Source organism: Stappia sp. ES.058, assembly GCF_900105595.1.
In the GTDB taxonomy this organism is placed as follows: domain Bacteria; phylum Pseudomonadota; class Alphaproteobacteria; order Rhizobiales; family Stappiaceae; genus Stappia.
In genome coordinates, this window is the sequence record NZ_LT629784.1 from 1,464,884 (window position 1) to 1,479,122 (window position 14,239).

At 63.2% G+C, this 14,239-nt stretch carries 14 protein-coding genes; 2 read left to right on the forward strand and 12 right to left on the reverse strand.

From position 1 onward, the window contains the following. Window positions 1–3 precede the first annotated feature (3 nt). The gene (locus tag BLU32_RS06740) at window positions 4–873 is read right to left on the reverse strand and encodes an alpha/beta fold hydrolase (RefSeq protein WP_157727547.1); all 870 of its coding nucleotides are present in this window, start codon (window positions 871–873) and stop codon (window positions 4–6) included. A 224-nt stretch (window positions 874–1,097) separates the two neighbouring features. On the opposite strand from BLU32_RS06740, the gene dapA reads away from it, so the two are divergent. Continuing rightward, window positions 1,098–1,976 (forward strand): 4-hydroxy-tetrahydrodipicolinate synthase, encoded by an 879-nt coding sequence (gene dapA / locus BLU32_RS06745; protein WP_093805563.1) that lies wholly within the window; start codon window positions 1,098–1,100, stop codon window positions 1,974–1,976. 52 nt (window positions 1,977–2,028) lie between these two features. Then, window positions 2,029–2,508: an SsrA-binding protein SmpB gene (gene smpB / locus BLU32_RS06750; protein WP_093805564.1), complete on the forward strand. Its 480-nt coding sequence runs from the start codon at window positions 2,029–2,031 to the stop codon at window positions 2,506–2,508. A gap of 94 nt (window positions 2,509–2,602) precedes the next feature. On the opposite strand, the gene BLU32_RS06755 is transcribed toward smpB, so the two are convergent. The 11 genes from BLU32_RS06755 to BLU32_RS06805 all read right to left on the reverse strand — a co-directional run bounded on the left by BLU32_RS06755 (window position 2,603) and on the right by BLU32_RS06805 (window position 14,219). Next, window positions 2,603–3,049: a thioesterase family protein gene (locus BLU32_RS06755; protein ID WP_093805565.1), complete on the reverse strand. Its 447-nt coding sequence runs from the start codon at window positions 3,047–3,049 to the stop codon at window positions 2,603–2,605. A 43-nt stretch (window positions 3,050–3,092) separates the two neighbouring features. After that, on the reverse strand, window positions 3,093–4,250 hold the full coding sequence (locus BLU32_RS06760) for an iron-containing alcohol dehydrogenase (RefSeq protein WP_093810689.1): 1,158 nt from the start codon (window positions 4,248–4,250) through the stop codon (window positions 3,093–3,095). A gap of 30 nt (window positions 4,251–4,280) precedes the next feature. Continuing rightward, entirely contained in the window at window positions 4,281–6,530 is a 2,250-nt protein-coding gene (gene parC, locus BLU32_RS06765; protein WP_093805566.1) for a DNA topoisomerase IV subunit A, read from the reverse strand. Between the two features lie 73 nt (window positions 6,531–6,603). Further along, on the reverse strand, window positions 6,604–7,359 hold the full coding sequence (gene recO, locus BLU32_RS06770; RefSeq protein ID WP_093805567.1) for a DNA repair protein RecO: 756 nt from the start codon (window positions 7,357–7,359) through the stop codon (window positions 6,604–6,606). A gap of 33 nt (window positions 7,360–7,392) precedes the next feature. Next, window positions 7,393–8,355, reverse strand: a complete 963-nt coding sequence (gene era / locus BLU32_RS06775; protein WP_093805568.1) for a GTPase Era — start codon at window positions 8,353–8,355, stop codon at window positions 7,393–7,395. Then, window positions 8,352–9,071 carry a ribonuclease III gene (rnc, locus tag BLU32_RS06780; RefSeq protein ID WP_093805569.1) on the reverse strand — a complete coding sequence of 240 codons (720 nt, stop codon included), beginning with the start codon at window positions 9,069–9,071 and terminating at the stop codon, window positions 8,352–8,354. The genes era and rnc overlap by 4 nt, the downstream gene beginning before the upstream one ends. Window positions 9,072–9,102: 31 nt before the next feature. Then, complete coding sequence (gene lepB, locus BLU32_RS06785) at window positions 9,103–9,855, reverse strand: signal peptidase I (protein ID WP_093805570.1); 753 nt, start codon at window positions 9,853–9,855, stop codon at window positions 9,103–9,105. A gap of 239 nt (window positions 9,856–10,094) precedes the next feature. Next, window positions 10,095–10,532: a holo-ACP synthase gene (gene acpS / locus BLU32_RS06790; RefSeq protein ID WP_093805571.1), complete on the reverse strand. Its 438-nt coding sequence runs from the start codon at window positions 10,530–10,532 to the stop codon at window positions 10,095–10,097. A gap of 3 nt (window positions 10,533–10,535) precedes the next feature. Beyond that, window positions 10,536–11,291 (reverse strand): pyridoxine 5'-phosphate synthase, encoded by a 756-nt coding sequence (locus BLU32_RS06795; protein WP_093805572.1) that lies wholly within the window; start codon window positions 11,289–11,291, stop codon window positions 10,536–10,538. Between the two features lie 89 nt (window positions 11,292–11,380). After that, complete coding sequence (locus BLU32_RS06800) at window positions 11,381–11,923, reverse strand: DUF2062 domain-containing protein (protein WP_371326958.1); 543 nt, start codon at window positions 11,921–11,923, stop codon at window positions 11,381–11,383. Between the two features lie 73 nt (window positions 11,924–11,996). Next, window positions 11,997–14,219, reverse strand: coding sequence for a bifunctional (p)ppGpp synthetase/guanosine-3',5'-bis(diphosphate) 3'-pyrophosphohydrolase (locus tag BLU32_RS06805; protein ID WP_093805574.1), 2,223 nt, complete (start codon window positions 14,217–14,219; stop codon window positions 11,997–11,999). Window positions 14,220–14,239: the final 20 nt, after the last annotated feature.

A 14,239-nucleotide genomic window follows, 5' to 3' on the forward strand; every position in this document is an offset into this window, starting at 1 on the left:
CGGTCAGTCGGCACCCTCGGTGCAGCGGCACGCGAAGTCCAGAATCGCTCCCTGGGTTTCCCGGTCCCAGAGAAGCGGAGCATGGCCTTCGTTGTCGACGGTGAGCGCCTGTGCATTCGGATGACGGCGCAGCATCTCTGCAAGGGTTTTTGCGCTCAACAGGTCGGAATGTGCGCCCCGCAGCGCAAGAAGCGGCGTGGCGCCGATCGCATCGAAGACCGGCCAGAAGTCCGGGAGCTCCGTCTCCTGGTCGAGTTCCGCCAGCGTATGGCGCAGCGTCGCGTCATAGTCGAGACGCAGCCCGCCGGGCGTTTCGATGTACAATTGACGTGCGAAGCGGTCCCAGCCGGCGTCATCGAGTCCCGGAAACTGAGGCGCAAGCATCTTGCGAAGTCGCGCGGCTGCCGACGGCCAGTCAGAGGCGTCCATGGTCAGGCCGATCGTTCCGGCAAGGCGATGAAGCCCGTCGCGCTCGATCGTCGGGCCGATGTCGTTCAACACCATGCCGGCAATCCGGTTGGGCGACCGAAGGGCAAGCAGCATCGCATGCAATCCGCCGCGTGACGTGCCGACCACGATGGCGCGAGAGATCCCGAGCGCATCGAGACCGCAGTCGATATCGTCTGCCTCGCGCTCGATGGAATAGTTGCGCCAGTCGGCGTCGCGGTCCGACTGACCTCGGCCCCGGTAGTCCATGGCCGTCACATCGAAGCCGCGTTCGGCCAGCGCTTCGGCAAGATGCGTGAAGTCGCGGCTGTTGCGTGACAGCCCCGCTAGGCACAGCACCTGCGGTGCGTGGTGTTTGGTGTTTCTTGCGCGCCAGGTCGTCGCGCCAAGCCGAAGCCCGTCGCTTGCCAGCCACTCTCTTACCAAGGGAGTGCCGTCCTTGCTTGCGGGTGTGAGCGGTCGATCCGGTTGCATATTGTGCGACAAGGCGTTTCCCCGTTGTTGCCCGGCATGATAATCCGGGCCGAACCTCGATTGAAAGAGGCATCCGGTCGCCGAACAGTGCGTGTTGCGTCGCCAGCGCGCGGCGACTATTGTGCGCCACCCGGGCCTTCCGCCCGCCACCTGATCCACACTCCAAGAGGACCGTCATGTTCAAGGGATCCATCCCCGCACTCGTCACGCCGTTTCGCGACGGAGCGGTTGATGAGAAAGCGTACCAGGAGTTCGTGGACTGGCAGATCAAAGAGGGCAGCCACGGCCTCGTCCCGGTCGGCACGACCGGCGAGAGCCCGACGCTCAGCCATGCCGAGCACAAGCGCGTTGTTGATCTGTGCATCGAGGCGGCCGGCGGTCGTGTGCCGGTGATGGCCGGCGCCGGCTCCAACAACACCGTCGAGGCGATTGATTTCGCCACCTTCGCGCAGAAGGCCGGAGCCGATGCCCTTCTGATCGTCACGCCCTATTACAACAAGCCGAACCAGGCGGGCCTGAAGGCGCATTACCGGGCAATCGACAAGGAAGTCGATATCCCGATCTACATCTACAACATTCCCGGTCGCTCGGTGATCGACATGACGCCGGAGACGATGGCCGAGCTGTTTGCCACCAGCAAGAACATCAAGGGCGTGAAGGATGCGACCGCGAACATGTCGCGCGCGAGCCGTCAGCGCGAGGTCTGTGGCACGGATTTCGTCCAGCTTTCGGGCGAGGATATCACCGCGCTCGGCTTCAACGCCCATGGCGGCACGGGCTGTATTTCGGTGACGGCCAATGTCGCTCCGCGGCTTTGCGCGCAGTTCCAGGAAGCGACCCTCGCGGGCGATTTCCGGGCGGCGCTCGACATTCAGGACCGGCTGTCACCGCTGCACAACGCGCTGTTCATCGAACCGAACCCGACGGGCGTCAAATACGCGCTGTCGCTGATCGGCAAGCTGGACAACGAACTGCGGCTGCCGCTCGTGCCTGTATCGGAGACAACCCAGGCGGCGATCCGCGATGCGATGACGCACGCGGGCCTGCTCAACTGAACAAGGACAGCGCCGGCGTGGACTGAGACCCCGCCGGCGCTCGGGCATTACCATGGCCAAGAAGAAGGCGACCGAAGGCGGCCGCAAGATCGTTGCGGAAAACCGCAAAGCGCGCTTCAACTACGAGATCGAGGACACGCTCGAGGCCGGTATCGTCTTGACCGGCACCGAGGTGAAGGCGCTGCGTCTTGGGAAATCCAACATCGCGGAATCCTACGCCAGCGACGAGCGGGGAGAGTTGTGGCTGATCAACTCCTATATCCCGGAGTACCTGCAGGCGAACCGCTTCAATCACGAACCACGCCGCCGGCGCAAGCTTCTGGTGCATGCGCGCGAACTCGCGCGCCTGTCCGCGGCCGTGCAAAAGGACGGCAAGACGATCGTCCCGCTGCGCCTCTACTTCAACGAAAAGGGCACGGCGAAGCTTGAGCTTGCGCTTGCGCGTGGCAAGAAGCTGCATGACAAGCGCGAGACCGAGAAGAAACGGGACTGGAGCCGCGAGAAGGCACGGCTGTTGAAAACGGCCGGCTGACCTGTGGAGAGGTTGTGCAAAAAGTGGGGATGACCGAAGGTCAGACCTCATAAGCCACTTCAAGAAACCTTCTCAATATCATGAAATTTTGAGTTTAATCGTTATGTGACCTGATGGTCTCCAGCAAGGCGCGGCGTCCTCCGCTGATTTCCACAGGTCGGCGGGTTTGTGCATCCACCTGCACATGCACGAAGCGTCCCTGGGCGCAGGCCGTTTGCCCGTCATTGCGGAACAGGCCGATTTCATAGGTGACGGAGCTTCCGCCAAGCCGCACGACGCGAAGTCCTGCGTGCACCGTATCGGGGAAGGTCAGCTCCTCGAAATAGCTGCATTGGGTTTCCACGACAAGAAACACCTGTTCGGACGAGCGCGGGTCGAGCGTGCCGTGCGAGATGAGCCAGCCGTTCACGGCCGTGTCGAAATAGCTCAGATATTCGACATTGTTGACGTGGCCGTACGTGTCGACGTCCATCCACCGTGTCGGGATCTCGCGAAAGACCTGAAACCCGTCCCGCGAGAACGGCTGGATGCGCTGGCTCATGCGTGGTGTCCCGATGGTCGGGGAAGGGTCCGTGACGCGGATTTCAATAGGCCGCGCGATAGATTGCAAGCGCATCGGCTTCGTCGACCTCGCGCGGATTGTTGACCAGAAGCCGGGTCTGTTTCATCGCGTCGCAGGCAAGTCCGGCGAGATCATCCTCGCCGATGCCGACCGACCTGAGGCCCGCCGGCAATCCAAGTCTTGCGTTGAGCGCGCCAAGCTCCTCTGCAAAGCGTGCGGCGCACTCTTGCGCCCCCTCGCATTGGCCGAGTTGCGGAAAGACGAGTGGCGCGATCTGCGCGTATTCCTTTGCCGCCTCCGGCGCGTTGAAGCGCAACACATGCGGCAACACCAGCGCGTTGGACAGGCCGTGCGGCACATGAAAGCGTCCGCCAATAGGATAGGCGAGTGCATGTACTGCCGCGACGGGGGAATTGGCGAAGGCCTGCCCCGCAAGCAGGGAGCCAAGCAGCATGGCCGCTCGGGCGTTAAGGTTCGCGCCGTCTGCGACCGCCGCTTCGATGTTGGCGCCGAGAAGCCGCAGCGCTTCCTCGGCGAGGGCGCGCGATACGGGGTTGTTGTTGGGCGATCTGGAGGTGAAAGCCTCGATCGCGTGCACCATGGCGTCCACTCCGGTCGCGGCCGTCACATGGGCGGGAAGACCCAGTGTCAGTTCGGCATCGAGAATGGCGACATCCGGCAAGATCACCGGAGAGACCACGCCGCGCTTTTCATCGTCCTCGACTGTAACGATGGAAATCGGCGTCACTTCCGATCCGGTGCCGGCGGTCGTGGGCACAAGGGCGAGCGGCAGGCGAGGGCCCTTCGCATTGCCGACGCCCCAGGCGTCGTCCAGCGCCTCGTCGCTGGCGCACAGCAGCGCGGCGAGTTTGGCGACGTCGAGCGACGAGCCGCCGCCGAATCCGAGAACGCCGGTTGCACCGAAATCACGTCCGGCGTCCGCTGCCGCCATCACCACGGCGCGGGGCGGGTCGGCGACAACGTCGCTGAAAAGCGTTGTCTCGATCCCGGACGCCTTGAGGGCGGCAAGCGGTGCATCCAGAAGTCCGGCGTCGATCAGGCCTGTATCGCTGATCACCAGAATGCGCGATCCGAGCGCGGCGATGTGGCTGGCGAGGTCCCGTGCGGCGCCGGCAGAAAACACGATCCTGGGGGTGGTGTTGAACTGGAATGGCGGGATCATGGGGCTTGTCCTTGTGCGCAGTACGGCCTAAAGGGTCCGCCGTCCGAAGGTGTTTGAGCGGGGAAAGCCGTTCGGCGGCAGCCGCCCGGCCTGGGCCCGGTCGCCGCGCCAGTCCGTCAGTTCTTCGAGCGTGCGGGTGAAACTGCGCCCCGAGCTGTCGACCCAGCTCAGGCCGCCGGCACCGTCGAACACGGCCGCGTCCGAGACGCCGCCGTCGCGATAGCGCTGCAGCCTCACGCCGCGCCCGCGGCTCATTTCCGGCACCTGCGCCAGCGGGAAAACCAGAAGCTTGCGGTTTCGCCCGATGATCGCGACATGATCGCCCGTCGCGGCAACACAGAGTTTCGCTTCGACGGGCGTCGCAACGTTCAGCACCTGCTTGCCCTTGCGGGTATTGGCGATGACGTCGGCCTCGTTGACGACAAAACCGCGTGCCTCCGTCGAAACCAGCAACAGCTTGCGGTCGCCTTTCGAGACGAACACGTCGACGACGTCGTGGCCCTCGTCCATGTCGACCATCAGCCGGAACGGTTCGCCATGCCCGCGACCGCCGGGAAGTTTGTCGGCAGCGAGGGTGAAGAACTTGCCGCCGGTGGTGAAGACCAGCAGCTTGTCGGTGGTTTCCGCGAAGAGATGCAGCTTCAGCGAATCGCCTTGCTTGAACGACAGCGTGGACAGATCGCTCTGGTGGCCCTTGAGGGCCCGAACCCAACCCTTTTCCGACACGATAACGGTGATCGGTTCCTTTTCGATCATCGCCTGATGAATGTCGGTAACGTCGATGTCGATCGCATCGCCGAACGTGGTGCGGCGCTTGCCGAGCGCGGTTTCAGGGCCGTAGACCTTCGCCAGTTCCGCGATCTGCTTGCCGATGCGCGTCCATTGCCGGGCGTCGGAGCCGAGAAGCGTCAGCAATTGCTCGCGCTCTGCGGTGAGCTTGTCATGCTCCTTGCGGATCTCGATTTCCTCAAGCTTGCGCAAGGCGCGCAGGCGCATGTTGAGGACGGCTTCGGCCTGAACGTCACTGAGTTCGAAGGCAGCACGCAGGGACGCCTTCGCATCGTCCTCTTCGCGGATGATGCGGATCACCTCATCGAGGTTCAGATAGGCGATCAGATAGCCGCCAAGCACTTCCAGCCGGTGTTCGATCTGGCCGAGCCGGTGGTTGGTGCGGCGCACCAGCACGTCCTTGCGATGGTCGAGCCACTCGCGCAGAACCTGGCCGAGGCCCATGACCATCGGAACGCGTCCGCCAGACAGCACGTTCATGTTGAGCGAGAACCGGTTTTCCAAGTCGGTCAGCTTAAAAAGCGATTCCATCAAGAGCGAGGCGTCGACGTTCTTGCTGCGCGGCACGAGCACAAGCCGGACGTCTTCCGCGGATTCATCGCGCACATCGTCGAGCAGGGGCAGCTTGCGCGCCTGAAGCAGTTCCGCGATCTTTTCGATCAGGCGGGATTTCTGCACCTGATAGGGGATCTCCGTGACCACCACCTGCCAGGTGCCGCGCCCCAGGTCCTCGACCTCCCAGCGTGCCCGGACGCGAAAGCCGCCACGACCGGTTTCATAGGCTTCCAGGAAGGCCGGGTCGTTGCGCACCAGCACGCCGCCGGTCGGGAAGTCCGGCCCCTGGACGAAGGTCATCAGTTCCTCGGTCGAAGCGTCGGGTGTCTTGATCAGGTGCTGGGCTGCGGCGCAAAGCTCGCCGATGTTGTGCGGCGGGATCGAGGTTGCCATGCCAACGGCGATGCCGGAAGCGCCATTGGCGAGAAGGTTCGGAAACCCGCCTGGAAGAACGACCGGTTCCTTGTCGAGGCCATCATAGGTTTCGCGAAAATCGACCGCATCCTCGTCCAGCCCCTCGAGCGTGCGCATGGCGATGTCGGTCAGCCGCGCCTCGGTGTAGCGCATGGCAGCCGCGCTATCGCCGTCGATGTTGCCGAAGTTCCCCTGACCGTCGACCATCGGGTAGCGAACGGCGAAATCCTGCGCCAGACGCACCAGCGCGTCATAGATCGCCTGGTCACCATGCGGGTGGTATTTACCCATGACATCGCCGACGACGCGGGCGCATTTCTTGAAGCCGGCATTCGGGTCCAGCTTCAACAGGCGCATGGCGTAAAGCAGGCGACGGTGGACGGGTTTCAATCCGTCGCGCACATCCGGAAGCGCTCTGTGAGTGATCGTCGAAAGTGCGTAGGCGAGATAGCGCTCTTCGAGCGCATCGCGCAAATTGATCGGTTCAATGCCGCCGGGCGGAATCAGGTCTTTTCCCATACGTCTTGGCTACAGCCATTCACCGAATCGCGCAACGCAAAGCCGGCGTATCGGCGAGGCGAACCGGTGCATTTCAGGTTCGCTCTCCGGCACGACGGACAGCTTCCACAAAGCCGTTGCGCGCCGGCGACACCGGTACGCCGCGCGGGGCGTAGACATGCCGGTCGAGAAAATAGCCTGTCATGCGAAACGCATCGGTCAGCGCCGCGGCATCGACCTCCGATCCCGGGGTCGTGACTTCCGCGTCGTCGCGCGCGCGCAGAAACGCCGGCAACGGCAGAAGCCGATCCGCGTAAGGGGCGCCGGCCGTGCTGCAGACGGCGCGGCCGGACTTTGGAGACACGTAGACGAGGTCCGTGCGCTGGCCCGTTGCGGCGCATTCCCCGAGGTCGAGACCGAACCCGAGGTCCGCAAGCACCTGCAACTCGAAATGGACCATCAACGGCCCCGCAATCGCCGGCGTGCCGAGATGGTCCAGCATGGCCGTCAGTCCGGCATGCAGCAGGGGGTGGGGGTCGCGTTCGGGAAGCAGATGAAGCAGCGCCGCCAACGCCTGTATTCCGTAAACACCGGTGGCCGCCGTCATCAGATCGGCGGCGCGCTGTTTCACCGGTTCCACCGCAAACGTGCCGAGATGATTGTCGATCCGCGCGCGCCAGACGAGGTCTACCGTGTTGCCCGGTTGCAGCGCCGCCTGCATCTTGCGGCTTCGACCGCCGCGCACCAGCCCCATGTGTCGTCCGCGCCCACGCGTCATGACCTCGAGGATGACGCTCGATTCCCCGTGCCGACGGGTCGCGAGTATGATGCCGTCGTCACTCCATTCCATGGTTGCCAGCCGTTCCTGTCCGCACGCTGCGTGTCAGCGCGGGAATTCCAGCCCCATCTCGCGGTAGCGTTCGGGATCGTCGGCCCAGTTTTCCCGGACCTTGACGAAAAGGAAGAGATGCACGGGGCATCCGAGCACCTCGGCAATCTCTCCGCGCGCCGCCTGAGAGATCGACTTGATCGTGCGCCCGCCCTGGCCGAGCACGATCATCTTCTGGCTGTCGCGTTCGACGTAGATCGTCTGTTCGATGCGCACCGAACCGTCCTTGCGCTCCTGCCAGCTTTCCGTTTCCACCGTCGACATGTAGGGCAGCTCCTGGTGAAGTCGAAGGAACAGCTTCTCGCGGGTGATCTCCGCCGCGAGCATGCGCATCGGCAGGTCCGATGCCTGGTCTTCCGGGTAGAGCCACGGGCTTGGCGGCACCGCGGCGGCGAGAAAATCCATCAGCTTGTCGAGGCCGAAGCCCTTGGAGGCCGACACCATGAAGGTCTCGTCGAAGGCGACGCGCTCATTTGCCTTTTGTGCAAGTTCGAGCAAGTGGTCGCGCTTGGTGATGTCGATCTTGTTGAGAACCAGGATCTTCGGCAGTTTGACGTCCGCCAGCCGGTCGAGTATGGCCTCGGCGCGCTCATCGATGCCTTTCTTGGAATCGATGAGCAGGACGACGATATCTGCTTCCCGCGCGCCGCCCCAGGCCGTGTCGACCATCGCCCGTTCCAGCCGTCGCGTCGGCCGAAAGATGCCGGGCGTATCGACAAAGATGATCTGCGAGGCGTCCTGCATGGCGATGCCCCGCACAAGCGTGCGCGTCGTTTGCACCTTGTGGGTGACGATGGAGACCTTCACCCCGACGAGGGCATTGAGCAGCGTCGACTTGCCGGCGTTCGGCGCCCCGATCAGCGCGACGAAGCCCGCGCGCGTTTCCGACGCTGCGATCACTTCGGGTTCGGGCGTAGCACCGGTCTGGCCGGCGGTCTCGTCTGGCGTATCGTTCACGTGGGGTCTGTCTCCGTCCACAAGCCTTCGCGCACGAGCGCGGTTTCGGCCGCGCGTTGCTCGGCAAGGCGTTTTGATCCCCCGGTCCCGAAGGCCGGTTCGGTATCGTCGATGTCGACGCGCACGGTAAAGCGCGGCGCGTGATCGGGACCGCTTCGGTCCGTCATCGTGTAGCGTGGCGCGGTTTTCCCGCGCCCCTGTGCCCATTCCTGCAACATGGTTTTGGGATCGCGCAGCGGGCCGCTGTAGCTGGTCATGCGCGGCCCCCAGTGCCGCTCGATAAGATCTTGCGCCGCAGAAAGACCCGCGTCCAGATAGATTGCCGCGATGATCGCCTCGCAGACATCGGCGAGGATTGCGGTTTTCTTGCGTCCTCCGGTCTGCGCCTCGCTGTCGCCGAAAACGATGGCCTCGCCAAGCGCAAGGTCCCGAGCCACGTCCGCGCAGGTTTCGCGGCGAACCAACTGGTTGAGCCGCCGTGCAAGCTCGCCTTCCTCTGCCTGGGGAAAATTGTGATGCAGCATCGTGGCCACGGCCAGCCCGAGCACCCTGTCGCCAAGGAATTCAAGGCGCTGGTAGCTTGTGCCGGCATCGCCCCTGGCCGTGGCACTGCCGTGGGTGAGGGCGCGTGTCAGCAGCGACCGGTCGGAAAACCTGTGGCCGAGCCGGGTCTGCAGGTCGTTCTCGGCCGTGCGCTGTGCGGTGTCTGGGGTCATCGATACGGTGTCCGCGCGGTGGGCCGACCGGTCAAAGCGTCCGGAACAGGCGGTTGAACCGCACCGTCCATGGCCACTTCCAGAACATCCAGGCGGAGGCGTCTTCGTCCACCGAGAAAAACAGGATCTCCGCTCGTCCGACGAAGTTCTCGAACGGGACATAGCCGACGGCGGAAAGCACGCGGCTGTCGGTCGAGTTGTCGCGGTTGTCGCCCATCATGAAATAGTGCCCCGGGGGCACCTTGTAGACGCGGGTGTTGTCCCATGTCCCGCGCATGGTGAGATCGAGCGTGTCGTAGCTGACGCCGTTCGGCAGGGTCTCGCGGAAGCGCGGCACCCGCCGCACGCTGCCGAAGGAATCGGTGGAGATGAAGTCGTCGATCCGGGTGCGTTCGACAGCGGTGCCGTTGATGTTCAGCACGCCATCAATCATCTGGATCTCGTCGCCGGGCAGGCCGATCACGCGCTTGATGTAGTCGGTTGAATTATCGCGCGGAAGCTTGAACACGGCAACGTCGCCGCGTTCGGGCTCCTCCGCCCAGATCCGACCTTCGATCGGGACCAGCCCATAGGGAAACGAGTACTGCGAATATCCGTAGCTGTATTTCGAGACGAACAGGTAGTCGCCGATCAACAGCGTGTCCATCATCGATCCCGAGGGGATGTTGAAGGGCTGAAACAGCAACGTTCGTACGATCAGCGCGAGCGCAAGCGCCTGCACAAGCACCTTGGTGGTCTCGTAGACGCCACCGTCTTTGCTTTTCTTGTCTTCAGACACGCTCATTTGATCCTTCGCGATTTGAACGCATATCTGCTGCCGGCATCCGGCGGCTTACAGGGCCAAGCCGGAAGGGGGAATACACGTTTGTGCAGACTCCCGGCCTGGCGCGGCCCATAGAGGCATCCTTTCGGCAAAACCGTCCCGCGCGTGCATGCGCCTGGAGGAAACGGCGCATGTGCATCTTGGCTTGTACCGGCTCGCTTTCGCCTGCGCAATGCAAAGCCGCGTCCGATGACGACGCCTCAGCGGTCGCTCGTCGATGGCGATAGGGACTGTGGCCAGTCTGCGGGCCACGCCGTGATCACGACGAAGGCCTGCGCCAGCGGGTCGTCATCGGTAATCGTGAGGTCGATGCGGGGATGAAACCCCTCCGGCACCAGGGTTGAAAGCCTGTGTTCGGCGGACCCGGTAAGTTGAATTGTCGGTTTGCCGGACGGAAGATTGACAACACCCATCTCCCTCCAGGCAACCCCCATGCGGATCCCTGTTCCAAGCGCCTTGGAGCAGGCCTCCTTTGCGGCAAAGCGCTTGGCGTAGGAGGCGGCGCGCAGGCGCCGCCGGTCGGAACGGTAGCGCTCTTCTTCGGTGAAGACGCGCATGACGAAGCGTTCGCCGAACCGCTCCAGCGTCTTTTCGATCCGGCGAATGTCGATCAGGTCCGAGCCGATGCCGACGATCATGGATCAGGCCGCCCGGGCCCGGCCAAGCGTCATATGCTGGCGCATTTCCGCGATTGCGGCTTCCAGTCCGACGAAGATCGCTTCGCCAATCAGGAAATGGCCGATGTTGAGTTCCGCCAGTTCGGGGATCGCAGCAATGTCGGCCACGGTCTCGAAGGCAAGCCCATGGCCGGCATGGACCTCAAGCCCGAGCGAGGCGCCATAGCGGGCCGCATCGCGTATTCGGGTCAATTCGCTCGCCGCAGCCGAGAGGTCGCCCGCAGCGTGAAGGTCGCAATACCGTCCGGTGTGCAGTTCCACAACCGGGGCCCCCAGCGAGACGGCCGCGTCAAGCTGCGCGCGATCGGCTTCGATGAACAGCGAGACACGGCTGCCGTTGTCGGCCAGTTCCGCGACAATCGGGGCGAGTTGATTGTGCTGCCCGCGCGCGTCAAGTCCGCCTTCGGTGGTGCGTTCTTCGCGCTTCTCGGGAACGATACACGCCGCATGCGGCTTTGCCTTGAGGGCGATTTCCAGCATTTCGGGGGTTGCTGCCATCTCGAAATTGAGAGGCAGATCGATTTCCCGGCTCAGTCGCTCGATATCCGCGTCGGAAATATGTCGGCGGTCCTCGCGAAGATGCGCGGTGATCCCGTCGGCCCCGGCGCGCGCGGCCGCCTGCGCGGCCCGCACCGGATCGGGCATCGCTCCGCCGCGGGCGTTGCGGATGGTTGCGACGTGATCGATGTTGACGCCGAGACGCAGGCGCTGACTCTTCATGACAATGCTCCTAAAAGCGATCGAACGGAAACGGCTTGCGCCGCACGACGTGCAATATGGCTCCGTTAGGACTGCGCGTCGAGATCGGCTTAGCCACGTTTTCTGGAGGCCAGTCCACGCCGCGCGGCCAGGCGGACGCGTCGCGAGCGCTGATAGGTGCGCACGCTGTAGTAGACTAGGAAATAGGATGCGACGCCGATGGCGAGGCCAAGAGGCATGGCGCCGACCAGCATGGGCTTGATCAACGGCAGCAGCGTATCGAGCGACCGCTCGAAGAACCCTCCCTCGAGGTGGCGGTCAAGAGCCCTGTGATCGAGTGTCTTCGCCTCGCCATAGAGGATGAGCGCGCCAAGCTTGTAGGTGGAAGCCCATATCAGCGGAAAGGTGACAGGGTTTCCGATGGCCGTGCCGATGGCGGCCGCGAGCATGTTGCCGCCGATAATGAAGGCGAGCACGAAACTCAGGACGAAGTGCAGTCCGATGAAGGGGGTGATCGAGGCAAACGCTCCGGCGGCGAAGCCAAGCGCGATTGCGTTGGGACTGGCCGTCAGACGCAGGACGCGCTTTGAGAAATACCGGGCAGAACGCGCGAAACTGTGCCGTGGCCAGACTGCGATGCGCAGTCTTTCCAAGTGGTTTGGCGACGTCCGGCGTTTAAAAAGCATTGCTCGTTTCTTTGTCGGCTCGCGCCACGCGGTTGCGGGATCAGCCGATCTCCCGGGTCACGCTCGACACATTTGGTTTGGCCCTGACCTGATTCATGATTCGGGTGAGGTGTTTCAGATCCCATACCTCAAGATCGATGAGGATTTGATGAAAATCCATCGCACGCTTTAGCATTTTCAGGTTGTCGATGTTGCCGTCGAGGTCTGCGATCGTTGCCGCAATCGTCGCGAGGGACCCCGGTTCGTTCAGCGCCGAAATCACGATGCGCGCCGGAAACCGTTCGTTTGCGTCATTTTTCATATCCCATCGCACGTCGAGCCAGCGATCCGTTTCCTCTTCGAATGCCTGCAGGGCCGGTGATTGTATCGGATATATGGTGACGCCGACGCCGGGTGTCAGGATGCCGACGATGCGGTCTCCCGGGACAGCCCCGCCGTTCGGGGCGAAGGACACCGGAAGGTCGCCGGCCAGTCCGCTGATCGGCAAGGCGGGCGTTCCGTCCTTTTCGTCGGCCGGTCCAGTCGCGTCCGGGACTCGGAACTTCATGCCGCTTCCCGCCTCGAGGTCGAACCAGCCCTCTTCGCCCTCCACCGGTGCGGTTTGTGCCCGGTCATCTCGATAGTCCGGATAAACTGCGGCCACGACGTCGTGGGCGCGCATGTCACCGCGCCCCACAGCGGCCAGGAGATCCGTGACGCTGCCGTGTCCTGTCGTGCCGATCACGCCGGTGAGACGTTCGTCCGTCAGGGAATGGCCGGCACGCAAAAAGGCGCGTTCGAGGATATGCCGTCCGAGCGAACCGTATTGTTCACGCGCCGATTCGCGTGTCGCCCGCCGGATTGCGGCGCGCGCCTTTCCGGTGATGGCGATGGTCTCCCAGGCTGGAGGTGGGGTTTGCGCCTGACTGCGGACGATGTCGACCTCGTCGCCGTTCCGCAATTCGGTCACGAGCGGCATGATTTGACCGTTGATTTTCGCGCCGACACAGGTGTTGCCAATGTCGGTATGAACGGCGTAGGCGAAGTCGATCGGGGTGGCGCCACGCGGCAGTGCGATGAGCCGACCCTTGGGCGTGAAGCAGAACACCTGGTCGTGAAAGAGTTCCAGTTTTGTGTTTTCCAGAAACTCTTCCGGCGTGTCGCCCTGCGACAGCATCTCGATGGTACGCCGGAGCCATTCGTAAGCGCGGCTTTCCTCGTCTAACTTGGCGATGTTCCGTCCGCCGAGTTCGCCGTCCTTGTAGAGTGCGTGCGCGGCAATGCCATATTCCGCGACCCGGTCCATTGCCGTCGTGCGGATCTGCAGTTCGACGCGCTGGCGGCTCGGCCCCACCACGGTGGTGTGGATCGAGCGATAGTCGTTCTGCTTCGGTGTCGACAGATAGTCCTTGAAGCGTCCGGGCACGGTCGGCCATGTGGTGTGCACAACGCCGAGCACGCGGTAGCAGGCCTCCACGGTGCCGACGATCACGCGGAACCCGTAGATGTCGGAGAGTTGCTCGAAGGCGATCGACTTCGACTGCATCTTGCGAAAGATCGAATAGGGGCGTTTTTCACGTCCGCGAACGATGGCCGCGATCCCGCGTTCTTCCAGCCGGTGGGTCAGGTCCGCCTCGATGTCGCTGATCAGGCTCTGGTTCTTCGCTTCAAGCGCCGCGAGTCGTTCGGTGATGGTCGCATGTGCGTCCGGATTGAGGGTCTGGAAGGAAATGTCCTCCAGCTCCTCACGCATGTCATGCATGCCCATGCGCCCGGCCAGCGGCGCATAAATCTCCATCGTCTCTTCCGCGATGCGTCCGCGTTTGTGCTCCGGCATGTGATGAAGCGTGCGCATGTTGTGCAGACGATCCGCCAGTTTCACCAGAAGGACGCGCACATCGTCGGCAATGGCGAGAAGGAGCTTGCGAAAATTCTCCGCCTGCTTGGCCCGCTTGGACACGAGATCCAGGCGTTTGATCTTGGTCAGGCCATCAACGAGCTTGCCGATTTCGGGACCGAACATGCGGTCGATTTCGTCGCGCGTTGCTGAGGTGTCCTCGATGGTGTCGTGCAGCAGGGCGACGGCGATGGTTGCGTCGTCAAGCCGCAGATCCGTCAGAATCGCTGCAACTTCGAGCGGATGAGAAAAATAGGGATCGCCCGAAGCGCGCATCTGGGTGCCATGCTTTTGCATGGCATAGACGTAGGCCTTGTTGAGAAGCGCCTCGTCGGCGTTCGGATTGAAGCGCTGGACCCGTTCAACCAGCTCGTATTGCCGCATCATCGCGGTTACGCCTCAGCAAT